The sequence below is a fragment of the Nocardia jiangxiensis NBRC 101359 genome (assembly GCF_000308615.1).
Lineage (GTDB): Bacteria > Actinomycetota > Actinomycetes > Mycobacteriales > Mycobacteriaceae > Nocardia > Nocardia jiangxiensis.
Map to the genome: position 1 here is coordinate 30,629 of NZ_BAGB01000158.1, position 26,035 is coordinate 56,663.

Consider the following 26,035-nt stretch of genomic DNA (forward strand, 5'->3'; position numbering starts at 1 on the left):
CGGCCGTCCACGGAATCATTTCTCGACAGAACAGGAGTTACTGGTGAATTTCGACGCACTGTTCGCGCCCGGTCGAATCGGACCCCTGGAGATTTCCAACCGCATTCTCAAGTCTCCGCAGAGCACAGCGACGTCGAATGCCGACGGCACCGTCAGCGCGCGCACCGTGAACCACTACCGGCGGCTGGGCGAAGGCGGGATCGGGCTGGTCATGGTCGAATACAGCTACGTCGACGAGGACGCGTCCAAGGCGATCCACAATCAACTCGGCAACAGCCGCCGCGAACACACCGCCGGCCTCGGTTGGCTCGCCGACGAGGTGAAGAGCACCGGCGCCCGCGTCGGTCTGCAGATCGCGCACGGCGGGCGCCAGAAGTTCCTGGCGACGGCGCCGATCAAGTCGGCCTCGGACTCCTCCTGGGCCGATATCGAGGCGCAGTACGGCGTGGTGCCGACGCCGATGACGGCCGCGGAGATCGACGACGTCGTCACGGCGTTCGGCGAGGCGGCGGCTCGTGCGCACAATGCTCGCTTCGACCTCGTCGAGGTGCATGCCGGGCACGGCTACCTGATCACCAACTTCCTGTCGCCCCACACCAACCGGCGCACGGACGAGTACGGTGGACCGTTCGAGAACAGGTCCCGGATTCTCGTCCGGATCGTCGACGAGATCCGTGCCTCGGTGCCGCGTGAGTTCCCGCTCAGCATCCGATTGTCCGTCACCGACTACGAGCCGGACGGTATTCCGATCGAGGAAACGGTCGCGCTGTGCCGAATCCTCGAGGCGCACGGAGTGGACGTCATCCATGCCTCGGGCGGACACCACGCCCTGCACGAGTGGGAGGTGAGCCCCTGGTTCCGGCCGCGTACCCCGCACCGGTGGGGGTGGGAGCAGATCAAGCCGGCGGTGTCGATCCCCGTCATCGCGTCCGGCTCGATCGTCACCCCGGAGATCGCGAACGAGATCATCGCCTCGGGCTCCGCCGATTTCGTTTCGCTCGGGCGCGCGATGCTCGCCGACCCGGACTGGGCGCGTAAGGCCAGCGCGGGACGCGCGCTGGAGATCACTCCCTGCATCCGCTGCAACGATGGATGCCTGCACCGCGGCCTGTTCCAAACCCGCAGCGTCGGATGCAGCGTGAACCCGGAAGTGACCGAAGAGGAGCGTTTCCCGATCACCGCGGCGGACGAGCGAAAGACGGTGGCCGTCGTCGGTGGTGGTCCGGCCGGGCTACGCAGCGCCGCGATACTCGCCGACCGTGGCCATCTCGTCATCCTGTTCGAGCCGAACCAGCTCGGTGGTGCGCTGGTGCATGCGGACGGTGCCGCGATCAAGCAGGACCTCTTCGCACTGGTCGAGCATCTCGTCCACGAGGTGTCCCGCCGTGACATCGAGATCGTGCGCGAATACGCCGGAGTGGACGAGATCCTCGCCCGCGGAGCGGATGCGGTGGTGATCGCCACCGGTGCGCCGCAACGGGCCCCGGACTTCCCGATCGAGGACGGTGCGAATGTCGTGCTGTCCGCGGAGGTCGGTGCCGTGAACCCGGTGCGAGGATCGGTGGTGATCGTCGGCGGTGGCCTGCAGGGTGCCGAGGTCGCGCTGCGCATCGCGGAGATGGGCGGCACCAAGATCACGCTGATCGAGCGGGGGCCGGCGCTGCTGGCCGGAGGTGAGGTCATCGTCACCGACGTGGACCGGCTGCCGACCTACCTGGATGCGGCCGGTGTGCAGGTGCGCTTGAACGCTCCGGTGATCGGCGTGGATCGGGCCGGGGTACAGGTGGCGACCGGCGACGGCGAGGAAAAGATCGAGGCGGACACGGTGGTCCTCGCACTGGGCACCGCTCCGGCACAGAATGACCTGGTCACCGACCTTCGGACGACCGGCCTTGAGGTTCACGTGATCGGATCGGCGAAAACACCGGGCCGAGTGTTCGACGCGATCCACACCGCGTTCTTCACCTCACGGCTGGTGTGAGGGCAGCCGGTGAACCGGGCGACGATCACGAAAACACGGGGATAGAAGGAGTACTCATGGTTGCACTGGATGGCCAGGTCGTAGTGTTCACCGGCGCCGGCGCCGGCATCGGCCGCTCGGTGGTCACGCGGTATGTCGCCGAGGGCGCACGGGTCGTCGCCGTCGATATCTCCGACAGGGTCGAGGACCTCGCCGGCGAGCTGGGCACGGCCGTCGTTCCGATCGTCGCCGATGTGGCTACGTGGGAAGGCAACCGCGGCGCGGCACAGGCGGCGTTGGACCGATTCGGCAGGATCGACGTCTTCGTCGGCAATGCCGGAATCACCGACAACGCCCAGCCGCTCGAGGACATCCGGGGTGCAGACCTGCCCGCAGCGTTCGGCGAGCTGTTCGGGGTCAACGTACTCGCTCCGATGCTCGGTGTCCGCGCCTGCCTCGAATCGCTCATCGAAACGCGCGGCAGCGTGATCCTGACCGGATCATTCGCGAGTACGAACGCGGCCGGGGGCGGCTCCCTCTATACCGCTTCGAAACATGCCGTGCACGGGCTGATCCGCCAGCTCGCGTACGAGCTCGCGCCGGACGTCCGGGTGAACGGGGTGGCGCCCGGCGTCGCCCCTACCCGGCTGCGTGGCACCGCCTCGCTCGGCCAGGCGGCGACCGATTCGGTCCTCGACGGCACCGAGCGGGCGCTGCCCACCCAGGAGATCGCGCCCGTCTCCGCCTACGACGGCGTGTTCACGATGCTCGCGTCGCGCACCGAATCGGCCGCCATGACAGGCACGCTCGTCACCGTCGACAGCGGACTGTCGATCCGCGGCATCGCCAAGCCGGGCGGCCGGGTGAGTCGCGCATGAGCAGGACGGATCTCACCGGCAGGACCGCCATCGTCACGGGTTCACGGCGGGGCATCGGCGCGGCGATCGTGCGAGAGCTGCTGGATCACGGTGCCACCGTCGTCGTGTGCGGGCGGGGTGAAGCCGGCGTCGCAGACCTGGTTGAGACGCTCGACACCACAGCGCCGGGACGGGTGCGCGGGTGCGCGGCCGACCTGACCACCGCACACGGGCGTGAGCACCTGCTCGAGACCGCGGCCACAGTGGACATCCTGGTCAACAATGCCGGAGGATTCACCCGGGTGGTGGACACCGTCAGCTCGACGCTCGGCGAATGGAACGACCAGCTCGCCGTCAACCTGACTGTGCCGTTCCTGCTGTGCCAGGCGGTGCTGCCGGCGATGATCGAGCAGGGGTGGGGACGCATCGTCAACATCGGGTCGATCGTGGCGTCCGCCCCGCAGCTCGGCAACGCCATCGGGTATGTGGCTGCGAAAGCGGGGCTGGTCGGATTCACCAGGCAGCTCGCCGCCGAGGTAGCGCACGCCGGGGTGACCGCCAACGTCGTCAACCCGGGCACGATCGCCACCGAACATCTGCGGGACTACCTGGCCGCGTCCGACCAGATGACCGAGCAGTCGCTGGCCGGCCGCATTCCGGTCGGCAGGCTCGGCCGCCCGGCCGAGATCGCCGGCGTCGTCCCCTATCTCGTGTCCGACGCGGGGGCATTCATCACCGGGGCGGTCCTCGACATCAATGGTGGCGCGATTCACGCCTGACCACATCGTCCGCGGGAGAACAGCTCGAAAGGAAGAACGAAATGGCAATTCTGAACGACAAAGTCGCGCTGGTCACCGGCGGCGCAAACGGTATCGGCCGGGCGGTCGTCGAAAAATTCCTTGCCGAAGGCGCGCGGGTCGCAGTGCTCGATCGTGATATCGACCGCGCGAAGGCCCTTGCCGCCGACCTCGGCGCCGACGTGCACGTGACGATTGGGTCGGTCGAGAACTTCGCGGACGATCAACGCGCGGTCGCCGAGGCCGTCGAAACCTTCGGCAAGCTCGACATTTTCGTCGGCAACGCCGGCGTAGGCGCCGGCAATCTCCTGCTGAGCGAGATCCCGACGGACCGGCTGGAGGCGGCGATCGACGAGATCTACGCGATCAACGTCAAGGGCTACCTGCTCGGGGCACGCGCGGCGGCCCCGGCGTTGCTGCGCACCAACGGGAATATGGTGTTCTCCTGCTCGCTGGCCAGCTACCGGGCGGTGGACGACGGGGCGCTGTACGTCTCGAGCAAGCATGCCGACCTCGGGATCGTGCGCGGGCTCGCCTGGGAACTCGCACCCAAGGTCCGGGTCAACGGGGTGGCGATCGGAGTCGCGCGGACCCGGATGGAAGGCCTCGCGGCGCTCGGGCAGCAGCCGATCGATGCGGTTCTCCCCGGCGCCGAAAACGTAATCCCGCTCGGTTTCATCCCGGAACCGAGTGACTACGCAGCGGGTTTCGCGTACCTGGCCTCCGCGGAAGCGCGCGTGGTGACCGGCGAGTGTCTCTGGGCAGACAGCGGATTCGGAATTCGCGGGATCGGCTCTCCGGCGGGTTCGACCATGCTCGAAACCAAAGGCAGGCAGTGAAAACACAGGGCGTTGCGGTTCATGGTGCATGAGGGGCACCACGAACGCGAAGGTGTTCATCGAGTTCTGCACCTGCCTGCTCGGCGACACCGATCGGCCTGTCTACCTGGTCGTCGATGGCCACCCCAGCCACCGGTCGAAAGCTACGGCTTCTCCGGCCACGAATTGCCCGGATAACGGTGTCGAGCGCATCCCTGCTCACGCTCAGCGTGCAGTCGGCGATCCGATAGAACCCAGGCGAGACGCACTGCCCAGCACTGGGCGGAGCTGCTCACTCCCGATCGTCCATCCACGCGTACGGGGTCGGGTTGCGTTCCTCAATTCGTGCCCGGCGTGCCGGGCACACGATCCCTCCTTGGCCAACAGGTGGCAAGGATCTCGACAACATCTTCGGTGACCTCGAGGTTCTTTCGATCCTCCTGGACACTGTGCGCCCACCGGTCCCTCCGTTGGCCGATTATTCACCGATCGAGGATCTACGAACGTGGCAGGAGGATGATCGCAACAAGTCGCCTGCTGCCGTCGGCGACATCGCCTTCATCGAAGCCGTCGCGTTGAAAGACGCTGCGGATGAACGGCTTCCGCCCGGCACGGTCATCGTGACACTCTCACACGGGCAACGTCTGGAAAGCTGGTAGGAGAACGCGCTCCAGTTCCTGGACGAGCACAACAGCGAGACAGAGTGAGCTGCCGAACCGCGGGGAATCGTCTCAGCTGAGGGGCGATGTTCGCACAGGTGGGGCGGCAGTTGGTGGGTCCGGACCGGGGCCGCACCTCACGACCGATTATCGCCTCGGCAGCTTGGCAAGGGACCCCATGAGCCGCCTGAACCTGGCGGCATCCGGAATGGAAAACGGCGACTTCAGACTCGGCCTCCTGGACGGGCGATGCCGCGCACCGACAGGCCGCTGTCCGCGGTGACGAGTACACCGGTCATCGCCTGGCCATCAGTGCGCGACGCCAGCATGGTGAACAGGCCGCTGTAGGCGTCCACGGATGGAATCTCCTGCAGCGGTAAGGCTTCCCGGGTGCCATCCAATACCGAGTCGGCAGCGGTCTGGCCGAGTGCGGTCGTGCCCCGCAGTCGTGTCGGCGCTACTCCCGGTGCTACCCCGTTGACGCGCACGTCTGGGGCCAGCTCGTAGGCGAGCTGTCGGATAACACCGTGAACGGCGTGCTTGGATGCGGTGTACAGGACGCCACCCCCGGCGGCGTTGGTGCTGGCGAAGGACCCGGTGATGATGATGCTGCCCCGGGATTCGATGAGTGCGTCCAGGCAGGCTCGGGCGCCGAGCAGCGGAGCGAGCACATTGACGCCGAACAGCTCACCGAACGCGCCGGTCAGCTGTTCCCCGGGGATGTCCTCGAGCGGGCGGGCGGCATCGGTGATGCCGGCGTTGCCGACGAACACGTCGAGTCGGCCCCAGGCGTCCAGGGCGGTGGCGACCGCTGCGGTGTTTCCGGCCCAGGTCGACACATCGGCCACCAGGGGCCGGACGGCGTCGCCCAGCTCGTCGGTCAGTTCGAGGACCTGTTCGGACAGGTCGACCGCTACCACACGCGCTCCCTCGGCGACATAGCGGCGGACGACCGCGCGGCCGATTCCTGCGCCCGCGCCGGTGAAGACAACGGTTTGTCCATCCAGTGCACCCACTCTGGTGACCTCTCTCGTGCTCGGCGATACCCGGCGGTCGGTACCGGCGGATAATTTACCATGATTTTGTGTACAAATTTGGATACAGTTGTGAAAGGTACGGTGCGATTCGTACCGTATGCCCCGGCCGCCGCCGTGCGGTGCCCAATCGTGACCCTAGGATGACACGATGACCGCCTCTGCCCGACGAACGCGCGCCGGTACCACTGTCGACTCGCTGTATCGGACACTGCGGGAACGGATCATCTCCGGCGTCTACAGTCCCGGCCACCGCTTGTCACAGGAACAGTTGGCCGCCGAACTCGAGGTGAGCCGCACCCCGTTGCGCGAGGCGCTGCAGCGGCTCGAGGCCGATAATCTGGTGGTCGCACACGCCAATCGGGGCGTGTACGTCGCCCCGGTCGTGAATTCCGAGACCGAGCAGAATTACGCACTGCGCCTGTTGGTGGAACCACCCACCGTGGGCGCCATCGTCACGACTCTGCGCGACACGGATATCGAGGAGATGCAGACCCACCTCGATGCCATGCGCGAGTATCGCAACCACAGTCGCCGGTTCCAAGAGGCGCACCAGCTTTTCCACGATGTGGTGGTGGTGCGTTACCCCTCGACCTTCGCCAACCTCACACGCTCGCTGCACACCATGATCTATCGGCATCAGAGCGTGTACCTGTCGCATGCCCGCACCCCGGACGACTTCATCGACAGCGACCAGTTCTTCCTCGACGCCATTCGGCAGCGGAATGCCCCGTCGGCCCGCCGAATCATGGAATTCCACCTGATCGATGCCGCGATCGGCCTGGTCCTCGATGCCGACCCCGACCACTGTTTCGATTCGCTGCTGCTGGCCCTGCGCGGCCGTGAAATCGTTGTCGAGCACGACGAACAAGGGCACATCGACCGCCCCGCTCCGATCTATTGGATCGATTCCGACCCGGTGCTACCGGAATTCACCACGTCGAACCTGATTCTTCTGGCGCCACCGGCAAAGTCGGAGTAGTGGCGCTATCCCCGGGGCGAATTACCGCCCCGGGGAGGGCATCCGGCGAAATCAGACCAGTCGCGAGGCGAAGAAGGCCGTGTGGATCGCGTCGTAGACACGTCCGGGACGCTGCGCCGACCCGATGACGTGCACATCGATGCCGGCGGCACGCAACTCATCGGCGAGGTCAGCGGACGCGGGGCGGCGTCCGAGCGCCAATACCACGGTGTCCGCCGCGACGACCTCCTCGCGATCATCCTGGGCGACAACGACTCCTTCGGCGTTCACCGCGTTCACCCGGGCACCGGTGCGTACCCGCACCCCGGCCCGGTCCAGGAACAGCGGCAGCTTCATGACGTCGTAGGGAACCTCGTCCCCGGTCAGCAGCGAATCCTGCTGTTCCAGAACGGTCACCTCGGTCCCGCCCATCTCCGCGATACGCAACGCCGTCTCGCAGCCTTGCAGTCCGCCGCCGATCACGACCACGCGCCCGTGCAGCGGAGCGTCGGCGCGTACGTGCACTGCCGCAACGGCATTCACCTCGTCGGCGATCGGGAAGTCGGCCTCCCGAAGCGGCGCGCCGGTCGCGACAATCACCGCGTCCACTCCGCTCGCGCGGAGATCCGCCGCCGTGGCACGGGCCCGGACCACCTCGACATCACGGTGCTCGACCTCGTACACGAGGTGATCGACCAGGGCGGCGATATCCTGCTTGACGGTGGATCCCCGCGCGTGCAGGAGCATGCCGCCGAGCTCATCGGATTCGAACAACCGCACCCGGTGGCCCCGATCGCTCAATATCGCGGCACTGCGCAGTCCGGCCGGACCGCCGCCGACCACCGCGACCCGCTTCACGACATGGGTCGGCAGGATCGGGAACGTGCCTTCTTCGGCCACGGACGGATTGACCGTGCATCCGACGGACCGGCCCTTGTCCAACCCGCGGTGCAGGCACCCGTCGTTGCACCGGATGCAGGGCGTGATCTCGAGTTGACGCCCCGCCTGGGCCTTACGGGCCCAATCGGGATCGGCAAGCATGGCGCGGCCGAGGGAGACGAAATCGGCCGAGCCGGACTCGATGATCTCGTTCGCCAGCTCGGGGGCCACCAGCGAACCCGAGCCGATCACCGGGATCGAGACCGCGGGCTTGATCTTCTCCCAGCCCCAGCGATGCGGGGCGCGGCCGTTGAACCAGGGACTGACCTCCCACTCCATCAGGTCGTGGTGGCCACCGGAGGCATGGATCACGTCAACGCCATGCGCTTCGAGCATCCGGCACAGTTCCACGGTCTCCTCGATCGGGATACCGTCCGGCTCGTAGTCGGTGACCGACACCCGCACGCTCAACGGGAACTCGCGCGGCACCTCGGCCCGAATGGCATCGACGATCCGGATCAGGATCCGCGACCGGTTGGCGAAACTCCCACCGTAGTCGTCGGTCCGGGAGTTGGTGTGCGGGGACAGGAAGTTGGTGATCATGTAACCGTGGCCGGCATGCACCTCCACCAGGTCGAACCGGGCCTTGTACGCGCGCAGCGCGGCGGCGCCGAATGCAGCGACGATCTCGTCGATCTCGTCGACCGTCAGAGGTTCCGGGATGACGCCCGCGATCGCTTCGACGTAGTCCCACGAACTCGACGAGGCGGACTTGATCGGTGCGGTGCCGAGGAATTTCTGCCGGCCGCCGTGGGCGAGTTGCAATCCGATTCTCGCCCCGGTCGCGTGCACCTCGTCGACGAGCCATCCCCATCCGGCGATGTGCTCGTGCCGGCTCATCCCTGGCTGATTGTGGATCGCCTTGCTGGCATCCTCGTCGACGTAGGTGTATTCGGTCATGATGAGGCCGACACCACCCTCACCGAGCCGACGGTAGTGGTCGACCGTGCGCTGACTGATGGTGCCGTCCATATTCGCCGTGGCGGTGCTGTTCGGGGATTTCAGCACGCGATTGCGAATGTCGACCGTGCCGATACGGCCAGGTCGGAACAGGGCGTCGAAGCTCATAGGGTCTCGATTCATGAGGGGCTGTGCAAAGTTTCGAGAGTTGGGTGGTGTGCCGGGTGCGCGCGTCAGGGTGCGAGCAGTTTCCCCGCGCGGGGGACCACGGGGTCCAGGCCGAGGTGGCGCAACAGTCGCCAGGTGGTCGCTGCGGCCGCGGACAGCACCGGAATGTCGAATCGCTGCTGCAGGGCGTCGATGACGGGCAGCGATGGCATCTGCACGCAGGCGCTGATGACCAGCGCGTCCGCGCCGGACGTGTCGACCGTCTGTGCGTGTTCGAGCAGGTTGCGCGGGTCCAGCAGACCCACCGCCAGATTGTCGGCGACTTCCAGGCTCAGCGAGTCCACGACGGTGAACCCCTCCTGCTCGATGTAGTCGCACACGGTGGCGGTGAGTGGCTTCATGTAGGGCGTCACGACCGCGATGTTCTTGACGTTCAGATGCGTCAGCGCCTCGGTCAGCGCGCCGGCCGACGAAAGCACCGGAATATCCACGCCGCTTTCTTCTTTCGCGATACGCGCCAGCTTCGGCTCGGATTCGTGGTGATATCCGCGGCCCTGCGCCATGATGGCGACCAAACAGGCGTACGCCATCACATCGACCCGCGCGTCGGCGAGTTCGGCGGCGCAGCGCAGCGAATCGGCATCCATCCGGGTCAACTGGTCCGGTGTCACGTGCTGCATGCGCATGCGCGCGGAGTGGAAGGTGAATTCCGCTTCGGGCCGGATCTCGGTGCGCGCCCGCAGCATGGCGGGGATCTCGGTCTCCATGGTGGTGTTAGAGCTGGGCACGATCATGCCCACCCGATAGTTGGTCGTCATTGTCTACCTTCGATATATTCCGTCGGCCGGCCGCGGCCGGGACGGAGCGGCGATTACATTCGTCGTTTGAAGCCCGGCAGATGGACGCCGGAGGCGATGCGCCGGACCACATACCTGTCGCCCACAGTGTCGGTACGTCGAATACCGTTGACAGGAAAGGTTATTCGTCTGCCGAACCGAATCCCGTAGCGATCATGTGGGTGAAGAACTCCGGCTTCTGGTCCGCCAGCACCTCCAGCGCCATCGGGTCCAGCTGGATGCGCTTGCCGGTTCGTGGCACGAAGATCTCCAGGCGCTCACCGTTGCGGGTCCATACCTTGCGGAACTGCACTCCGGTGAATTCGTTGCCCACGCCGGACCATTCGCCGGCCTTCACCACCCCCTGCGGCAGGTCGGACGGGGTGGTCTGCGGCGGCGTCGTGTCGTTCATCTGGTTTCCTCCGGACTGCGAGTCGTGACGTGCAGTCGGCGCGGCTGCGCCCCGTACTCGTCGGCGCCGCGACGGCCGGCCAGCACGGGAAGACCGGCACGGGCCCTGGTGACGGCGTCGAGGTCGAGTTCGATGACCTGGACTGCCGCCGGGTCGGTACCCAGGTCGGCGAGGACCTCGCCCCACGGCGACACCACGAGCGCGTGACCGTAGGTTGCGAACGCGTCGGTGTAGTCGGGGGTCGGCGAATGCACCGTGGCCGGGGCCACCACATACGCCAGGTTCTCGATGGCGCGGGCGCGCAGCAGGGTGTGCCAGTGCGCCTCGCCGGTGGACCGCACGAATGCCGCCGGGACCAGCAACACCTCGGCGCCCGCGGCGGCCAGGGCCCGCGACAGCTCCGGGAAGCGGACGTCGTAGCAGATGGTGAGGCCGATCCGGACGCCGTCCAGATCGAGCAGCACCGGCCCGGCGCCCGGTCGCTCGACCGATGACGCCTCGAACGACTGGCCGCCGATGTTGGCGTCGAACAGGTGCATCTTGTCGTAACGCCCGGCGATCTCGCCGGCAGCATCGATCACCAACGCCGAGTTGAAGACTCCGTCCGGGGTGCGGTTCTTCATCCCGCCCAGCACCACCGTCACGCCGTGCGTGGCCGCGACGCGGCGAAGCTGCTGCACCGCGTCGGTGCCTTCGTTGAACGCGGCCTCGCGCATCTGTGCGTTGGTCCCGAGCATGAGGCCGTTCTCCGGCAGCACCACCAGGCGGGCGCCGTCCGCGGCCGCCTCGCCGATGAGGCGCAGGGCGGTCGCGAGGTTGGCCTCGATATCGGTGGTGGCGTGCCATTGCGTCAGCCCGACCCGCAGTGTCCGGGTCGTCACGAGGCCTGCCCCGCCCCGGCCACGGCCGCACGCGCACGTGCGAGATCCATGTTGACGACGGTCCAGCCACCGCCGGACGCCTCCATGGGCTCGTAGCTGTACACCGTGCCGCGCACGCCGGGACCGATCAGGCCGAGCATGATCATCCAGTTCTGGATCTCGTACTGGCCGTGCTCGAGCAAGGGGAACGGCTCCAGTGAGCAGAGGTCCAAGCCACGGCCGGCTTCCAGCAACTTCAGGATGTAGCTGTCGAATTCGACGTCCACGCCACCGAAGTGGCCGGGGTCCAGCCAATGCGACAGTCCACCGGTAGCCAGGAATGCCACCTTCAGCCCGGAGTCCGCCACCACACCGCGCAGGGCCGCACCGAAGCGGCGCGCGTTGAACGGCGAGAAACTCCGGTGCGGTTGGGTGATGATCGGGATCACCGGAAGTTCCGGACGCGGCAGCAGTAGCCGCAGCGGCACGATGAGACCGTGGTCCAGATCGACCCGCTCGGCTTCCTCCACTTCCAGGCCCGCTGCGCGAACCGCGTTCGCCAGGTCGCGGGCCAGTTCCGGCTGACCGGCGAGGGTCAGATCCAGATCACCGCGCTTGAAGAACTCCATCGAACCGATGTGTTCGGCACCGGTGCCGATCACGTTGTGCCCGGTCTCGAAGCTCTGGAAGTGGCAGTCCGCGGTGACCAGGATGACATCCGGGTCGGCGGCCGCGATGTCCTGCTTCAGCCTGTCGTAGCCGTCCATCAGCCGGGCCACCGCCTCGGCGGGATCGACCTCCGGACGCGCCAGCAGATCTGGCACATGCGAGCACCCACCGGCGAAGACCACGTTGCCCGGCACATCGGGAGTCGGCAGCGGCAGCGTGTCGTCGACGATGAAACCGCCCTTGCTCGCCGCATCGCCGAGATCGTCGTTGAACCAGCGGCTGACCAGGATGGTCAGGCCGTCGTTGAGGCCGATGGCGCGCAGCCGGTCGCGGTTACCGGACAGGATCGTCTCGGCCCACTCCCGGTCGATGCCCAGCAGTTCCGGCGCCCGGTCCGGCTCGGCCTCGACCTTGGCCAGCAGGTCGGTATCACGGGCCATCGCCAGGATGGCCCGCTCGATGGCGTCCTTGTCCGTGCCGGTCACTCCGGGACCACCAGGGCACCGTCGCGAACCACGGCCTCGCCGTCGATTTCCACGATGCAGCCGCGCATTGGGACATCGAGATGTGCCGGAGTCTCGCGGTCGGCGAACCGGTTCGATCCGGTTGACCACATGAAATTGCCTGCGGTGGAACGCAATTCCTGGCCATAGAGGCTGCGCGGGTCATACACGTCGAAGGCCGACCAGCGTGCCTGCGGCAGCAGACCCCAGCCCATATGGCTCGTCGCCCACACTTCGCCGTCCTGCCATGCCTCGAAGTAGTCGTTGAGCACGTGCGCGTCCGCGCCCTTGCCGGAGATCTTCTTGATGTAGCCCTTCGAGACCTCGATGGTGACGGTGTCGGAGACGTAGCGCTGCCACGGAATCAGGGCGTCACCGGGCTGCAGCACGATCGTGCCCTCGGCGGTGCGGTCGTTCGGGAAGCAGGCGACGAAGCCCGAGGGCCAATGATCCCAGCGACTCGGCTCATCGACATAGCCCCACTGGTGCGTGATCGGCAGGTTCTCGCCGGAGATATCGGCGGTGAGATCGGTGCCGGCCGCGCTGGTCACGTGCAGAGTCGAGCCGGCGCGCAGTTTCCGGCCGCCGGCCTCCACCACAGCGCGTAGCTCGGGACTGCCCATCAGCCGCTCGAGCACATCGTTCGGCTCGGCAACGAACAACATGCGCTTGCCATTGCCGGTGATCCGGGTGCGCACGTCCGAGTGGATCAGCCCGCCCACGGTGACGTCGACGACGAAATCGCACTCGCCGGCCGCGGCCAGTAGCGGCGCAACCTCACGGCCGTCGGCCTGGTACGGCGGCAGCATCGGGTTGGACAGGCTGGAGGCGTGCAACACCAGCACGCCGGCGCCGAGCTGGCGGGCGGCGGCCACCGCTGCCTCGACGTATTCGGTCTTCTGGCCCAGCTCCGCGATGACGGCAATAGTCTCGTTCGCGGTGACCTTGCACAGCTTGAATTGCTCGACGAAATTCTCGGTCAACGTTTTCGGCATTACTACGTTCCCTTCTCGGATATGTCCTTCAGTGCTTCCTCGAATGCCCCCGCCCCGCCCGGCGCGCGGGTCAATGGCCCGCGCGGATCGCACCGCCGTCGACCGGCAGTGCGGTGCCGGTGATGAACGAGGCGCGCGGTGAGGCCAAAAATGCCACGACGTCGGCGATTTCGGACGCCTCGCCCCAGCGCCGCACCGGAATATCGGCGACCACCTTGTCGATCTCCTCCTCGACCGTGGTGCCGTTGTTTTTCGACTTCATCTCGACGATCCCCTGCATGCGGTCGGTGCCGGTGGCACCGGGCATGACCTGGTTCACCCGCACCCCGGACGGAGCGAGTTCGGTGGCGATCGTCTTGACGAAGGCCGAAGCCGCCGAGCGGTACGACGCCGACAGGACGCCGCCCGAGGCGGGCTGGCGCACCCATGTCGACGACAGCAGGATGATCGACCCCGACCCCTTGTCTCGCATGCGCCTGCCCGCCGCGGTGGCCAGCTGCACCACCGGCCGCAACAACAGATCATGGGCGGTGGTCCAGTCGTCCCAGCCGGTGTCCAACGCCGGCAGGATTCGCGGACCCGGCGTATTGAGCACCAGCACATCCAGCGCGCCGAACTCGGCAACCACCTTCTCGACCAGGTCGGCGGTGGCGGCAGCATCGCCGAGGTCATGGGTGTAGGGCACGATTCGCCCTGTCCCGACGGCCTCGGGAGCGCCGCCCACCGAACGCGCGGCCGCGACCACAGTCATTCCCTCTGCCGCCAGGCGTTCGGCGGTGGCCCGGCCGATCCCGCGGGAAGCGGCGGTCACCAAGGCGACGCCATTCTCGAGACCCAAATACACAATTACTCCTTTGCCTGATCGATGGTCCTGCCGTCCTGATCCGGGTTGCGGACTCAGATCTCGCGAATCGCGTTCTCCGCACACAGCGAGATCGCCCGGCGGGCCTTCGCCTCGTCCTCCGCCGGGACGATGCCGTTATCCACGGCCAGGGCATAGCCCCAGTCGTCGGACCGGAACACCGACGGGCACATATCGAAACAAGTGCCGTAGCCGTCGCACTTGATGCTGTCCACTTTCACCCGCATGGTCAGGACTCCTTCCGTGGATTACGTCGCGCGAGCTCCTCGGCGCCGGTCCGGGCCAGCGTCGCGGCGCCGTCGATGAGGCCGCACGCCCCCCGGCCGGACAGGGTCGACCCCCACCGGGTCAGGTTCGCCAGGTGTGGTGTGGTGTCGTCGCCGCGCAGGACCTCGCGGAAGGCCCGGGCGATCGCCTTGGTGCCGCTGAGGCAGGAACCGCATTGCAGCGCGCTCTCGCCTTGGAACCAGCCACTCAATTCCCCCGCGACGGCGAGGATGTCGTCATCGGGTCCGAGGACGGTGATGGCGGCGCAGCCGAGCCCGGTACCGGCTTCGCGCATGGCGTCGTAGCAGCACACCAGCCCGCCGTGGTCGCCCACGGCCACGCCGTTGAACCAGCCGCCGATCAGCGCGCCGCGCATCGGTGCGCGCATTCCACCGGCGGCCGCAATGAGATCGGAAACGGTTGAGCCCAGCGACATTTCGTAGACGCCCGGTTCCGCGACCGGCCCGGTGATCGTGAACAATGCCGTGCCCCGTGAGGCCGCACTGCCGACCTGCGCGAATTCCGCCGCACCGAACCGCCGGATCCAGGCCGCGTGGGCCAGGGTCTCGACATTGCTCACCAGGGTCGGCAAGCCCCGCACACCCACCTCGAACGGCCGCGGCGGCTTGCTGGTCGGCTTGGCCGGCCGGCCGTTGATCGACTGGACCACCGCCGATTCCTCGCCGGCGACATAGCCGTGCGGCGCAGCGTGCACCCGCAGGGTCACTCCGTGCGGCACCAGTCCGGCGGCGGTGACGTCCGCGACGGCCTGCCGCACCGATGTCAGCGCCTCGGGGTCGGAGGCATAGACGATCGCCTCGCTCGATCCGGTCACCCTCGCGGCCAGCAGCAGTCCATCGAGCACGAGGTGCGGCCGGCGGGTGAGCAGCCATCGGTCCTTGGCGGACGCGGGTTCACCCTCGTGGCCGTTGGCGACGACAACGCTCTCCGGCGCCGCCGCCACCGCGGTCCATTTGTGGTGCGCGGGAAATCCCGCGCCACCTCGGCCGCGCAACCCGGACTGCGCCAGGTCCGCGAGGAAGGCCGCGGGTTCGACGGCCGGGCCGAAGAATCCGAGCGCGCGCTCGTGGCCGAGCCCCCACTGCGCGTCTTCGACACCGGGCAGGACCAGGCGGGCAGGAGTGGCGCCGACCACGCGGGCCGGGGTTGCGGTGGCGGGCGCCGGATACAGCGCCGACCGGACAGGAGAAGTCATCACAGTCGCCTCGCAATGGCTTGTGCGGCGGCGAGTGAGATCACATCGCCGTACTTGGCATCGATGTCCAGCAGCGCCGCTCGATGCGGTCCGTCCTCTCGGTCGCCCACACATTCGCGGACGACGAAGGCCGGCAGGTTCGCGGCGCACGCGTCCACCACCGTGGCGCGTACACAACCCGACGTGGTGGCGCCGGCGACGAGCACGGTGTCGACTCCGGCCTCGGTCAAACGGTCCGAGAGATCGGTGTGTGCGAACGCCGATGCGGTCTGCTTGACCACCAGTGGATCCCCGGGGCGCATCCCGAGCCGCCCATCGATCTCGACGCTGTGGTCACCGGCCCGAAGCCCCCGCATCGCGGGCATCTTGCGCAGCCAGGTGGCGCCGATTCCGTCACCGTCGGCGGGGAACGCGATGGTCGTGAAGTACACCGGAACATCGTTTTCCCGCGCCACCGTCACCAGTTCCGTGGTGGCGGTGACAACCGAGTCGAGATCGAAACCCGGACCGTAGCGCGCGTCGGTGAATCCGTATTGCAGATCGACCACGATCACGGCCGGTGCCGTGCCCGGGGTGAGTGCCCCGAGCAGACCCCCGGCGCGGTACCGGTCTCGAATCCGCGCCTCCTCCGCCCCGGAAATTTCGGCGCTCAAAACTCGAACTCCGGCCACTGACCGGGTTCTGCGCGCATCATGTCCGCGTAGAACGCGTACATATTGCGCTGCACGCCCTCTTCGTAGCGGGTCCAGAACACCTTTCCCGGACCCGGCCAGTCCTGGACGGGCCTGGCCATGCCGATGCCCGGCAGGCCCATCTTGTAGTTGAGTTCGAAGTCCAGCAGCTCGGCCGCGACCGACCGGCCGTTCTTGGCCACGGTGATCCAGGGTTCGGTGTCGTCCATCTCGAATGCCCCGCCCAGCGAGAAGGTGCCCAGGCCCGCACGATAGGCGCGGTCCTTCTGCTCCGGCGTCATGCCCTTGTAGCCGAGGAACCAGTTCCACATCTCGACCTGCCCCGGCCCCCTCGGCTGCCAGCAGCGAATCGTCAACACGCCGGTGGGCGGATGGTTCGCGCCGTCCTCGGTCATCGGCAGCGCCAGGATCGAAAAGTTCGGGAACACGTTGGCGACGATCACCCGCGAGCGCCGGGCGACCTCGAGTTGTTCCGGGCTGATTCTCGCCGTATCGAAATTCTCGGCCAGGCTTTCCGGAAATCCGAAGAAGTTCGGGCCCGGCTCGTCGGCGTCTTCGGCCATGGAGAACGACAGCGAATGTCCGGGCGATGCCTGAATGTGATAGCCCATCATGTTCTCACTGAACGGAACCGGGAACGCGCCGATGCTCCACACCGACTTGTGCAGCGTGCCCAGGTGGTAGTCGTCGCCGGAGAAGTTGTCCGAGCCGGACTTCCAGTTGGCATCGAGAACGAACCGCTGCGGCTTGCCCAGGACCTCGACACCGTCCTTGTCCAAGCCGAACAGCAGGTCCAAGTACCAGGCCATACCGCCGAGGTAGGTGCGCAGCGGCGGCGCGCTCGGATCGAGCGTCGCGAAGATCAGACCGTGGAAGGACTCCACCTGGGCGGCTCTGGCCAGCCCGTTGTCCGCCTTGCTCATGCTGCCGAAGGCGTTCTTCCACAACGGCGCTCCGACGAGGCTGCCGTCGGAGGAGTAGGTCCAGCCGTGGTATGGGCAGCGGAAATGTGAACTGTTGCCGGAATCGGAACGACAGATCTGGACACCGCGATGTTTGCATGCGTCGAATAGGACATGGATCTTGCCGTACTCGTCGCGGGTCACGACGAACGAATCCTCACCGATCCGGCGGACGACGTAATCGCCGTTGGCCTCGATCTCGGATTCGTGTGCCATGTAGACCCAGGCTCGACCGAAGACCTTGCGTAATTCGGTCTGGTGCACCTCGGGATTGCCGAAGATATTCGAAGGGATCCGTCCCTCGGGCAATCCGCTCTCGATCCGGTCCATCAATTGCTGGACTCGGGGCGAGAGCGAGGTTTCACGTGCCGCAGTCATACGTACGCTCCTGGCTGAAATGGGCTGAATGTGGGGCTGGGGGAGAAGGCGCTCGAAGGCCGGGGCTCAGAAGAAGAGGGAGAGATTGTGGGTGCCGATCACCGTCAGATCGAGGTACACCACGCGATGCAGCAGCTTGAGCCGATCGTCTTCGCGACGGAGGGTGTCGTGCCGTTCACCGGCGAGCATCTGCGGTGCCGTCTGGTCCTGGCGGGTGCGATAAATCAGGACATTACTCCTGGTGGAGAGTAGATTATCGGCGCCGCTGTCGTGCTCGGACACCCGGATATTGGTCACGAAGTGACGCACGCGTGACGGCGGATCCTCCGCCCATGCGTACTTCGTCTCGCCACGTGCCACCCGTGATTCGAGCGACCCGAGGGTCTCGTTCAGGTGGAAGGTCGTGGTGGAGAAGCCGAAACCACGGGCCCGCTCGACCGTTTCTCGAACCGGGACCTCGTACACGATGTCCGTGCTGACGAGTTCGGTCAGCCACTGGCGTTCGTTCAGGTCGTCGAGAAGCTCGGCCTCGTAGTACATGAAGTCCACGACTTCGGCGTACCGCGGGTCATTCGACGCTATCCGGCCTCGCGCCACTGTCTGGCTATGGGTCATTCGATCCCCTCAACTGGATACAGTGTTGGATACAGTTCGAGTTTGGCTCAACCGAGGGGTGAAAGCAAGCCCTTGGGAGAATTCATTACTTACTGGCAACATCGCGGTTCCGCCGAGGGGCGAGCCACCGGCGACCGGGACGAGCCGCGCCGCCGCCGGTTCCGTCTCGCCGGACCATGAGCGCGCAACCCGCCGAATGCAGTCACTCAGTCTGCCTACCGACATCGACAGACCGGCGATGACCAGCATGTAGGCGTCGGCAATTCACTGAGCACGACCGCGCGCAGCGCGGTCCGGTCGATCTTGGTGTAGTCGGAGGTCGTGCCGCGAGCGGGCCGCCGGATCGCGCGGTCGATCGACCACCAGCGCGTTCTGCACGCCCGAGCACGGTCATGGTGTGGGCGGCGGTCGGTCTGCACACTCATGCAGGTGGGCGGTAGAAGCGCGTTGGCTCGCGCCGAGTCTGCCAGCCTTTCCCGGTCGAGAGGCGTCCCTGTGGAAATTGGCGACGTAGGCGCGGTACCGGGTGTGAACGGTCGTTGTGTGCATGTGCACAGGCGGTGCACTCGCAGACTCGGTGTGCACGGGGGCCCAGCACGCGCCATGCTTCGTGTACCGGCTCGACCCGCACACGTTGAACATGGATCTGGTCCGGTCGTAGTCGGTGTCAGTTGATGTGCGGGGCAGGGCATATTGATCGGCCAGGATGCCTGCGGCGCGACGGCTTCGAAGGATCGGAGATCCGGGCAGGTTCCGCAGGCACCGGAGCACTTCCCATACTGTTGTCTCGGCCAGGCAGGCCGCGATCGTCAGCGATCGGGCGGCTGTTTGTTTACTCGCGCGCGCCGGTTCCTCCCTCGACCCCCTGTGTGTCCTGGTTTCTTGTGCGCGGCCGTACCGGTTGTAAGCGGACCAGAACCCGGCCCAGTCATGCTCGCCTTCCCCTTCCCGTAGGCGGGGAGCTCCAGGTGACGGTGTGCACCTGGCGCACGGTGTGCACCGTGGTGTGCGGGGCTGCTGCATGGAGAGGTGACTGTCACCCATTCGTGCTGCAGCCCCGCCAGTATCGCGGCGGCTATGCCGTAGTCGTGTTGCCTGAGAGCGGTTTTCGTGTCAATGAGCGGAGTCCTGGGCGGGGCCCGGTGAGGTATCGGCCGGGGGTCGGATCTGGTGATTCGGCGGGGTGTGACCTGGGGTGGGACGGGTGTCAGTGGCCGTGTCAGGCCTGCGTCAGGGGGGTGTCAGGGCAGGCGCTGACAGTTATCGGCATGACGAAGAACAGCAACTCCTCGACCAACCCGATCTGGACCGGCATGGTGGCGGTCGACGACACCGCCCTGGCGGTCACCGATACCGGCGGTTCCGGTATTGCGGTGATCTACTGCAACGGCCAGTTCGCTACGCAGGGTTACTGGAAGCGGGTCATCGCCGAACTCGGCTCCGACTTCCGCCACATCACATTCGACGAGCGGGCCCGTGGCAAGAAATCGCAGCCGTCGGGGGATTATTCGTTCGAGGCGTGCCTGCGTGATGTCGATGCTGTGCTCGCGGCCCGGGGAGTGGAGCGGGCGCTGGTGGTGGGCTGGTCCTACGGCGCGTTCGTCGCGGCGCACTGGGCCGCCCGTAACCCCGAGCGGGCCCTGGGTGCGGTGCTGGTCGACGGCGCGCAGCCCTTCGATTGGCTCGACGAGGCCATGGAGCAGCGGATCCGCAAGCTTTTCAAGCGGCTGAGCTGGATCACGCCGCTGCTGCGCCCGACGGGCCTGACCCCGCGGCTGAGCGCCGTCCAGCAGGCCGACTGCAATATCGAGCTCGGCAAGATCTCACTCGAGCGCAACTTGGGGCCGGTCCTGGACAGCATCACCGTCCCGACCCGGTATGTGCTGGCCTCGGGGACGTCCTTCGGCAGCCACGGCGACGAGCAGGAGCGCATCCGTGCCGGTGTGGACGCGGTGTGCGAGCGCAACGACAGCATCAGCATCAGCGCGAAGGTAGCCAGCAACCACGACCACATCTTGCGTAAGGACTTCCGCGCGGTCGTCGATGCAGTCCAGGAAACCCTGGCGGCTCAGGAGGTTTCGTCGGCCAAATGAGCAACGACACCCCACCGGGCCAGCGGCCTCGCCCGTCGGCACCAGGCGTGCATTCAGCTCGCGCGCCGTACGTTGACCTGGGTGTACTGCCCAGGCAGGTTGGTTGAGGTTTTGTGACGACCGCGCGTCGTGGTCGACCGCAGACCGGTGGCAGGGCGGTTTCGGGCGATGGTGAGGCCGCGATGGTCGATCGGTCCAGCCGTCCACACCGCAGCCTGAACCGCACTCCGGCCACTACTGCGGCACGAACGGCCTGGTCGCCCTGAACCGGTCGAGCCTCTCTCGGCCCGGAAGCTCAACGTTTCGGGTCCCCATCCTGGTCGGGAACGACAGCGTAAACCTTTACGACGAAAGCATCCCGCTCCGAGCCCGAGGGGTTGGCGATGTAGAAACCGCGGCGAGACAACGACTCCCGCTCGCGCGGTAGCGGCGTCCTGGCGCCGGAGGCTATGTTCGACAAGACGCGATGATCAGAGTTCGCCCTGATATCGGCCATCACATTGAACCGGATCTTCCCGGTGTCTGGTTCGGTCCGCCAAAGCAATTCAGTGGTCCCCTCCGGTATTTCGGTGAGCGAGAAGTTCGGACTCGATCGGTCCCTCTGCCCTGGCCGAGAGTCGCGATCGGAACGGACCTCTGTGATGAGTACCTCCGCCACTGCCACTCCTGTTCGTCTCGTGAGTCGCCGCGCCGATCGACCCGACCAACCAGTCCAAAACCGAATATCGCTGTGGTGCTGGTTATCTCATGTCCTCCGGATAGGCGACACAGGTGGGATGAACGGCTACTCCAGTAACCGAGAGCCGGAATACCGGATCCGGTCGGGATCAATTGTGCATCAATCGACCTCGCTCATCATGACCGTCCGGTTCGGAGACGTCGTCGGGAGTGGCGACGCCGCGAAATTCAGGAACTGGTCTGACCACTTGACCTCTGACCACTGTGGGCCTACTGTCCGAATGTGGCATTGCGACGGTGCGATCGAAGAACCGCGCCCGATTCGGTGTACGACCAACTCCTGAGCGAGACCAGTGCGGCGCTGATGCGTTTCCATGGTGTCGTTGCCACGAACTCGGTACCCATGCCCCGATCATGGCACCGCAGATTCTGACACGTGAGGGTTGACTCGGTTTCCCGGGCGGGTTGGGCGTGACGCTGCCGCGTGAGCGGCGGTGTGGGTTCGTGCGTACTCTACGGGGCTGAGCAATGCTGATCTTCGAATGCCGCCTGTGAGGGCTGCAGAACGCCTCCACGTAGTCGAAGATCGCGCTGGCCAACTCCTGCTCCGTCGCCATGGCTTGGTGTCGAGAGGCTCCAATTGCAATGTGCCGACCAATCTTTCGGTCATGCTGTTGTCGAAGCAATCTCCGATGCCGCCTATCGATCCGAGCAGGCCAGCCGCGCGGATGCGTTGCCCGAAGGCCCGCTGGTGTCTTTGGCGCCGTGATCGGAATGAGCATTGGTCCGGCCGGGTGGCGGTTCGGCAACCGGGCCGCGATCCAGTTCAGATGCGAAGTGTTCCCCGCGCCCGCAGGGCTGACGGCCGACACCGTGCGGCGTATTCGGTGTCCTCGCTGTTCGCCCGCCCGGCGGGCCGACCAATTCACCGAGCCCAGCGAAGCCCTTCTGGACGCCTTCGCCTGCAGCGGTCTCACCCTCGCCGCCGCAACTCTGCTCAGCCGCAAAGCCGTCGGCAGCGCACGGCTCACACCGACACGGCCGTAGACGATCGTGGTCGTATCGTTCTAAGCGAAACCCTCATGTATCCCGTTCCGCCGGTTCGTTGGACCCTTCCGCGCAGCGCATATCGGCTGCACGATATGCCTTGTCCGGGTACAGCTTTGCAGGTCTGCGGTTGCGTGGCCAGCGCCGCGACTAGAGGGTAGGGATCCCCGAACGAGGGTTCAAGCGTCTCGGCGGCGTTGCTGTCAGCAGCCGAAACACCGACTGGCGGTGGGATTCCTGCGTGATTGGGGGGCTGTGATCGGCCTTCGAAAGGTTGCGCTCAACACCGATGTTTCCGTGACGTCCTGTCGACGTTCTGTAGGTCCGAGCGGATCGGCGTCACGGGTTGATCGAATCGTTTCCGCCGTATCGAAAACCCCGTTGAACTGCGGATTGGCTGTTAGTCGAAACGAGGCGGCGGCGTCGTCGTTCCGGCGGTGGTGCGCCGTGAACGCCGAGCAGATTTTCAGCGGGCCGAACCCGTTGCAGGCCGATGGGTTGGCGTGCGTTGCCGGAATTGGTGTTTCGGGCTCGATGGCGATCGACACCTCCCTTCGGCGCGATACGTGGCAGCACCCATATCCTCGCCGGTTAACCAGCAGCATTGGTCGTGGTCGAACGAGTCGCCGCGCACCGTCGGTGACACTGCTCATCCGGCGCGGCTCCACCGCTGCGTTGCTTCCGCCTCCGCGGCCTAGGCACGGGCCCGGGCAGTGCTATGGGCAGAATCGACGCCTGCGGGCAGCAGTTCCGCGCGCCGTGTACGCGTGCTGCGGTCAGAAATCTCGACGCCGAACTTGATCTTCTGCACACGCCCGAATCCGAGACTCAATCCGATGTACGCGGTGACGCGGGAGCAGATCGTCAAGTCCGGCCCGGGGGAGGGGACTCGCCGATGGGGGACTTGATGCTGCTGGTTATGGCGTTTTCACCCTAAGGTCTCAATGTCTAGTTGAGGCAGAGGGGGAGAGTCCGGTCACCGTCAGTGCATCGCTCTATGGAATCCGGAGGAATCTTTGCAATGAAGGTATCCAGGTCAGGAAAGGGCCGCTCGCTCGTCACTCGCGCGGCCCGTCTCGGGATCGTCGCGGTCGCAGCGACTCTGGTGTCTGTGAGCCTGCTGCCCCCCGCCGCTGCCGACGCCGGCATGCATCACGGCTGGCCGCACTGGCCCACGATCCCCGGCTGGCCGCATCCCGACAAGGACAAAGACAAAGACAAGGACAAAGAGAAGAACAAGAATGCCTGCGACCAAGGCAATACGGGTATCGCTTACAACGCGCTGTCCTTCGGTGCAACGGGCTGTTTCACTGCCACCCGGGCCTTCAACGGCAATTCGACCAACGAGTTCGGCCGGGGGGTGGGGTTGGCGGGTAATGCGCGAGGCCTCGTGTCGCTGGATGTGGTGTTCGCAAGCTACGGGTGCAGCGTGAGCGGCAACTACGTCACAGGCTGTGTGACGACTCCGGGGGCCACCTTCGAACATCCGATCACGGCGAACATCTACTCACTGGGCAACCTGACGACACCGATAGCCACCGTCACCCAGGACTTCGCCATCCCTTACCGGCCCTCGGCGGACAACGAGCGATGCACGGGCGACTACGCGGGTGCGTGGTTCAACGCTCAGGGCGGGCCGAACTTGCCCGGATCCGTGCCCGAGGGGGGCCGGTGCCAATTCTCCGTCGGTAAAGTCCTGACGTTCAGCTTTCCTGCCGGGACCACGCTGCCCGATCAGGTCGTGTGGACAGTCACCTTCAACACCACCGAATTCGGTCATCATCCCATCGGCGGAGGTGCCGCCTGCTACCCCAATTGCCCGTACGACTCGTTGAACGTCGGAGCGACGAACTTCCCGAACGCGCCCTACGCCGGAACCGACCTCCCACCGGCTGATACCGCCTACGCGTCCACCGGCCGACCGGCTGGTCCGCTCGGGCCGATCAGCTTCGCGTACCGGCCGTTGGGCGCGATCACGACCAGATAGGCATGCAGGCGTGTCGGTAAAAGACAGGTGAGCCGGTAGCGCCCGCCCAGCCACCGGGTCGGACACGGCATGTGGCCCGCAGGTCGCCGAACGGCCACCTGCGGGCCATGCTCGGTCACCGTCTGTCCTGTGAGTCCCGGCCACCCTCTCCCACGGGTTTTTGGGAATCGAACTCATCGCCCGGCTCGGGCTCGCCGCGCGTGTGGCAGCCGACTTGCGAGAGGTGCATCTTGGTAGCTGGGAGAGCGGACTGTTGCGCAAGATGGTCGCCGAAGGCGATCCGGTGGCACGGCGAATGCAGGCAGAGGAACGCTGGGATGTCATCCCCGGCGCCGAGCCGGCCGAGGAATTCGCCACCCGGGTCCGTAAGGCAGTGAAGCGGCTCGCGCCGGCCAACGCCTGGCCGTGTTCACCCACGGCGGCGTCATCGGCCAGGCGCTGTCGCTGGCCAGCGGCTCTCGCGACCAACCGGCGGTGCAGCTGCACTGTGCCCTCCCGCGCCCGGACCAGGGTGATGGTCGATTGGCCGGATGCGCTCGCGTTGAGCATCCGGCTTAGCCGATGATCAAGGGCCCCGATACCCAGTCGAATCGCCCAGCAATTCCGCGGCACCAGCTGTGATCAAAGCTGAGTCGCCGTGGCCGATGTTAATCTCGGACCGTCGGCAAACCGCTCCTCCAGCTGGTATTGCCGACTGGATGAAGGTGTGAAGTCCACCGCCCAGGGCCCACCGGCACCAGGCACGAGGTCCTGGGCGGTGCACCGTATGCGGGCGTCTTCGATGACGATGTACCGGCTGTTCAGCCCGTTCCCGATGCCTATCGCGGCTTGTCGCCTGCCCCGGGCGCGCGATCACGCGCGATGCCACCGCCCGGCCCGGCTCGCGGCTTGCCGCACTGTGACGGTCGGCGACCAGTTATAGGTAGCTCGGGGCCGGTTGGTTGGGACCCGCTCATTGTGCGGCCACAACTCGGTCGCGAGCATCCGGTGAACGGCCCCGGTGAATCCGGAGACCGTGAGGTACTCCGGATTCGCCGGGCGGCTCATGACCGCGGTCGGATCACTCCGGCCGGACCTCGTCGGCTTGCATGCCCTTTTGTCCCTGGACGGCAACGAACGACACCTTCTGGCCCTCTTTGAGCGACTTGAAGCCTTCGGACTGGATCGCCTTGAAGTGCACGAACAGGTCGTTCCCTCCACCATCGGGAGTGATGAAACCGAACCCCTTCTCGTCGTTGAAGAACTTCACAGTCCCGCTCTGCCTGCCGGCCATGGACACACCCGCTTCATATGAGGTAGTCGAGTCATGACGGTCACGATTGCCCGCCACCGGATTGATCATCGCTTGTTCGGCCTTCCCAGGAGGGCTTCCGAGGCGGTGAGCCGCACCGGGATTGCCAGGACCAACGTGGCTCCTGCGGCACTCGGTACGCGGCCTCAGTCCGGCAACATCGGGTTCAGATGAGTGAGTAGGACACTGAGCGGCAGATTCTCTCGGTTTCCGCGTTCGGTGGCGGTGACCCTGACGCCCCGTCCGACGAAACCCCCTACGCCCACCGGCGACCACCGCGGTGACTACGCGCAACTCCGCCCCGAATATCGGGTACGCGAATACCGGTTCGTGCCAGTCCGGAACCCTGTCGGTTGCTCACAAGTTGCTGCATAATAGTGGGGTTTCGGTACGGGTGCGATCGGTCAAACGAGTTCATCCCACTCAACCGACTTTTTGGGGGATCTCACATGGCATAAGACACCGATGTGAAACGCGATAGCGCTCGGGCGGCAGAGACGACCCCGGGCGGATATGTCTCTGCCATGGGACTCGTGAGGGTGGGTGGTCGCGGATGAGCGAAGCGCCCGGGCCGCCGAC

The 26,035-nt window shown here is 66.2% G+C and carries 24 protein-coding genes; 9 read left to right on the plus strand and 15 right to left on the minus strand.

What is annotated here, in order from left to right:
- The first annotated feature begins 43 nt into the window (after nt 1-43).
- The 5 genes from ON40_RS37480 (at nt 44) to ON40_RS52705 (ending at nt 5,091) form a co-directional block, all read left to right on the plus strand.
- Nucleotides 44-1,981 (plus strand): oxidoreductase, encoded by a 1,938-nt coding sequence (locus ON40_RS37480; protein ID WP_245568165.1) that lies wholly within the window; start codon nt 44-46, stop codon nt 1,979-1,981.
- A 56-nt stretch (nt 1,982-2,037) separates the two neighbouring features.
- Nucleotides 2,038-2,838, plus strand: coding sequence for an SDR family NAD(P)-dependent oxidoreductase (locus tag ON40_RS37485; RefSeq protein WP_040830107.1), 801 nt, complete (start codon nt 2,038-2,040; stop codon nt 2,836-2,838).
- Nucleotides 2,835-3,596: an SDR family NAD(P)-dependent oxidoreductase gene (locus tag ON40_RS37490; RefSeq protein WP_040830108.1), complete on the plus strand. Its 762-nt coding sequence runs from the start codon at nt 2,835-2,837 to the stop codon at nt 3,594-3,596. The genes ON40_RS37485 and ON40_RS37490 overlap by 4 nt, the downstream gene beginning before the upstream one ends.
- 41 nt (nt 3,597-3,637) lie before the next feature.
- On the plus strand, nt 3,638-4,453 hold the full coding sequence (locus ON40_RS37495) for an SDR family oxidoreductase (RefSeq protein ID WP_040830109.1): 816 nt from the start codon (nt 3,638-3,640) through the stop codon (nt 4,451-4,453).
- A 308-nt stretch (nt 4,454-4,761) separates the two neighbouring features.
- Nucleotides 4,762-5,091, plus strand: a complete 330-nt coding sequence (locus ON40_RS52705; RefSeq protein WP_157186683.1) for a hypothetical protein — start codon at nt 4,762-4,764, stop codon at nt 5,089-5,091.
- 224 nt (nt 5,092-5,315) lie between these two features.
- Here ON40_RS52705 and ON40_RS37505 read toward each other — a convergent pair whose 3' ends face one another.
- The gene (locus ON40_RS37505; RefSeq protein ID WP_040830111.1) at nt 5,316-6,107 is read right to left on the minus strand and encodes an SDR family NAD(P)-dependent oxidoreductase; all 792 of its coding nucleotides are present in this window, start codon (nt 6,105-6,107) and stop codon (nt 5,316-5,318) included.
- Nucleotides 6,108-6,276: 169 nt separating this feature from the next.
- Between ON40_RS37505 and ON40_RS37510 the strand changes: the two genes are divergently transcribed.
- Complete coding sequence (locus tag ON40_RS37510) at nt 6,277-7,107, plus strand: GntR family transcriptional regulator (protein WP_040830112.1); 831 nt, start codon at nt 6,277-6,279, stop codon at nt 7,105-7,107.
- Nucleotides 7,108-7,158: 51 nt separating this feature from the next.
- On the opposite strand, the gene ON40_RS37515 is transcribed toward ON40_RS37510, so the two are convergent.
- From ON40_RS37515 to ON40_RS37570, 12 genes are all read right to left on the minus strand, one after another.
- Entirely contained in the window at nt 7,159-9,093 is a 1,935-nt protein-coding gene (locus ON40_RS37515) for an oxidoreductase (RefSeq protein WP_040830113.1), read from the minus strand.
- Between the two features lie 65 nt (nt 9,094-9,158).
- Nucleotides 9,159-9,911, minus strand: coding sequence for a maleate cis-trans isomerase family protein (locus ON40_RS37520; RefSeq protein ID WP_040830114.1), 753 nt, complete (start codon nt 9,909-9,911; stop codon nt 9,159-9,161).
- Between the two features lie 160 nt (nt 9,912-10,071).
- A complete protein-coding gene (locus ON40_RS37525) occupies nt 10,072-10,341 on the minus strand; it encodes a hypothetical protein (protein ID WP_083896213.1) in 270 nt (89 codons plus the stop codon).
- Complete coding sequence (locus ON40_RS37530) at nt 10,338-11,222, minus strand: carbon-nitrogen hydrolase family protein (RefSeq protein ID WP_051194176.1); 885 nt, start codon at nt 11,220-11,222, stop codon at nt 10,338-10,340. The genes ON40_RS37525 and ON40_RS37530 overlap by 4 nt, the downstream gene beginning before the upstream one ends.
- A complete protein-coding gene (locus tag ON40_RS37535; RefSeq protein WP_040830115.1) occupies nt 11,219-12,355 on the minus strand; it encodes a DODA-type extradiol aromatic ring-opening family dioxygenase in 1,137 nt (378 codons plus the stop codon). Before ON40_RS37535 ends, ON40_RS37530 begins: the two co-directional genes overlap by 4 nt.
- Complete coding sequence (locus tag ON40_RS37540) at nt 12,352-13,368, minus strand: 2,5-dihydroxypyridine 5,6-dioxygenase NicX family protein (RefSeq protein ID WP_040830116.1); 1,017 nt, start codon at nt 13,366-13,368, stop codon at nt 12,352-12,354. The genes ON40_RS37535 and ON40_RS37540 overlap by 4 nt, the downstream gene beginning before the upstream one ends.
- Nucleotides 13,369-13,438: 70 nt before the next feature.
- A complete protein-coding gene (locus tag ON40_RS37545; RefSeq protein ID WP_040830117.1) occupies nt 13,439-14,212 on the minus strand; it encodes an SDR family oxidoreductase in 774 nt (257 codons plus the stop codon).
- A 53-nt stretch (nt 14,213-14,265) separates the two neighbouring features.
- Nucleotides 14,266-14,457, minus strand: coding sequence for a ferredoxin (locus tag ON40_RS37550; protein WP_051194177.1), 192 nt, complete (start codon nt 14,455-14,457; stop codon nt 14,266-14,268).
- A gap of 2 nt (nt 14,458-14,459) precedes the next feature.
- Entirely contained in the window at nt 14,460-15,713 is a 1,254-nt protein-coding gene (locus tag ON40_RS37555) for an NADH-ubiquinone oxidoreductase-F iron-sulfur binding region domain-containing protein (protein WP_051194178.1), read from the minus strand.
- Entirely contained in the window at nt 15,713-16,366 is a 654-nt protein-coding gene (locus ON40_RS37560) for an isochorismatase family protein (RefSeq protein ID WP_245568166.1), read from the minus strand. The genes ON40_RS37555 and ON40_RS37560 overlap by 1 nt, the downstream gene beginning before the upstream one ends.
- A complete protein-coding gene (locus tag ON40_RS37565; RefSeq protein ID WP_083896214.1) occupies nt 16,363-17,745 on the minus strand; it encodes an aromatic ring-hydroxylating oxygenase subunit alpha in 1,383 nt (460 codons plus the stop codon). The genes ON40_RS37560 and ON40_RS37565 overlap by 4 nt, the downstream gene beginning before the upstream one ends.
- Nucleotides 17,746-17,811: 66 nt before the next feature.
- Nucleotides 17,812-18,294 carry an aromatic-ring-hydroxylating dioxygenase subunit beta gene (locus ON40_RS37570; protein WP_281033102.1) on the minus strand — a complete coding sequence of 161 codons (483 nt, stop codon included), beginning with the start codon at nt 18,292-18,294 and terminating at the stop codon, nt 17,812-17,814.
- A 1,334-nt stretch (nt 18,295-19,628) separates the two neighbouring features.
- Here ON40_RS37570 and ON40_RS37575 point away from each other — a divergent pair.
- Entirely contained in the window at nt 19,629-20,453 is an 825-nt protein-coding gene (locus tag ON40_RS37575) for an alpha/beta fold hydrolase (protein WP_040830120.1), read from the plus strand.
- A gap of 1,928 nt (nt 20,454-22,381) precedes the next feature.
- Here ON40_RS37575 and ON40_RS52710 read toward each other — a convergent pair.
- Complete coding sequence (locus ON40_RS52710) at nt 22,382-22,726, minus strand: hypothetical protein (protein WP_157186684.1); 345 nt, start codon at nt 22,724-22,726, stop codon at nt 22,382-22,384.
- 563 nt (nt 22,727-23,289) lie between these two features.
- Here ON40_RS52710 and ON40_RS37590 point away from each other — a divergent pair.
- Together ON40_RS37590 and ON40_RS56355 are read left to right on the plus strand one after the other, a co-directional pair.
- Entirely contained in the window at nt 23,290-24,165 is an 876-nt protein-coding gene (locus tag ON40_RS37590; protein ID WP_169541970.1) for a hypothetical protein, read from the plus strand.
- A 160-nt stretch (nt 24,166-24,325) separates the two neighbouring features.
- Complete coding sequence (locus ON40_RS56355; RefSeq protein WP_218008934.1) at nt 24,326-24,730, plus strand: histidine phosphatase family protein; 405 nt, start codon at nt 24,326-24,328, stop codon at nt 24,728-24,730.
- Nucleotides 24,731-25,225: 495 nt separating this feature from the next.
- Here the strand turns inward: ON40_RS56355 and ON40_RS37600 are convergent, their stop codons facing one another.
- On the minus strand, nt 25,226-25,438 hold the full coding sequence (locus tag ON40_RS37600) for a cold-shock protein (protein WP_040830124.1): 213 nt from the start codon (nt 25,436-25,438) through the stop codon (nt 25,226-25,228).
- Nucleotides 25,439-26,035 lie beyond the last annotated feature (597 nt).

Coding starts and splice junctions, on each gene's coding strand:
- ON40_RS37485 (WP_040830107.1), top strand. CDS start 2,038: ATGGTTGCACTGGATGGCCAGGTCGTAGTGTTCACCGGCGCCGGCGCC.
- ON40_RS37600 (WP_040830124.1), bottom strand. CDS start 25,438: ATGGCCGGCAGGCAGAGCGGGACTGTGAAGTTCTTCAACGACGAGAAG.
- ON40_RS37575 (WP_040830120.1), top strand. CDS start 19,629: ATGACGAAGAACAGCAACTCCTCGACCAACCCGATCTGGACCGGCATG.
- ON40_RS37495 (WP_040830109.1), top strand. CDS start 3,638: ATGGCAATTCTGAACGACAAAGTCGCGCTGGTCACCGGCGGCGCAAAC.
- ON40_RS37520 (WP_040830114.1), bottom strand. CDS start 9,911: ATGACGACCAACTATCGGGTGGGCATGATCGTGCCCAGCTCTAACACC.
- ON40_RS37565 (WP_083896214.1), bottom strand. CDS start 17,745: ATGACTGCGGCACGTGAAACCTCGCTCTCGCCCCGAGTCCAGCAATTG.
- ON40_RS37510 (WP_040830112.1), top strand. CDS start 6,277: ATGACCGCCTCTGCCCGACGAACGCGCGCCGGTACCACTGTCGACTCG.
- ON40_RS37525 (WP_083896213.1), bottom strand. CDS start 10,341: ATGAACGACACGACGCCGCCGCAGACCACCCCGTCCGACCTGCCGCAG.
- ON40_RS37515 (WP_040830113.1), bottom strand. CDS start 9,093: ATGAGCTTCGACGCCCTGTTCCGACCTGGCCGTATCGGCACGGTCGAC.
- ON40_RS37555 (WP_051194178.1), bottom strand. CDS start 15,713: ATGACTTCTCCTGTCCGGTCGGCGCTGTATCCGGCGCCCGCCACCGCA.
- ON40_RS37550 (WP_051194177.1), bottom strand. CDS start 14,457: ATGCGGGTGAAAGTGGACAGCATCAAGTGCGACGGCTACGGCACTTGT.
- ON40_RS37490 (WP_040830108.1), top strand. CDS start 2,835: ATGAGCAGGACGGATCTCACCGGCAGGACCGCCATCGTCACGGGTTCA.
- ON40_RS37540 (WP_040830116.1), bottom strand. CDS start 13,368: ATGCCGAAAACGTTGACCGAGAATTTCGTCGAGCAATTCAAGCTGTGC.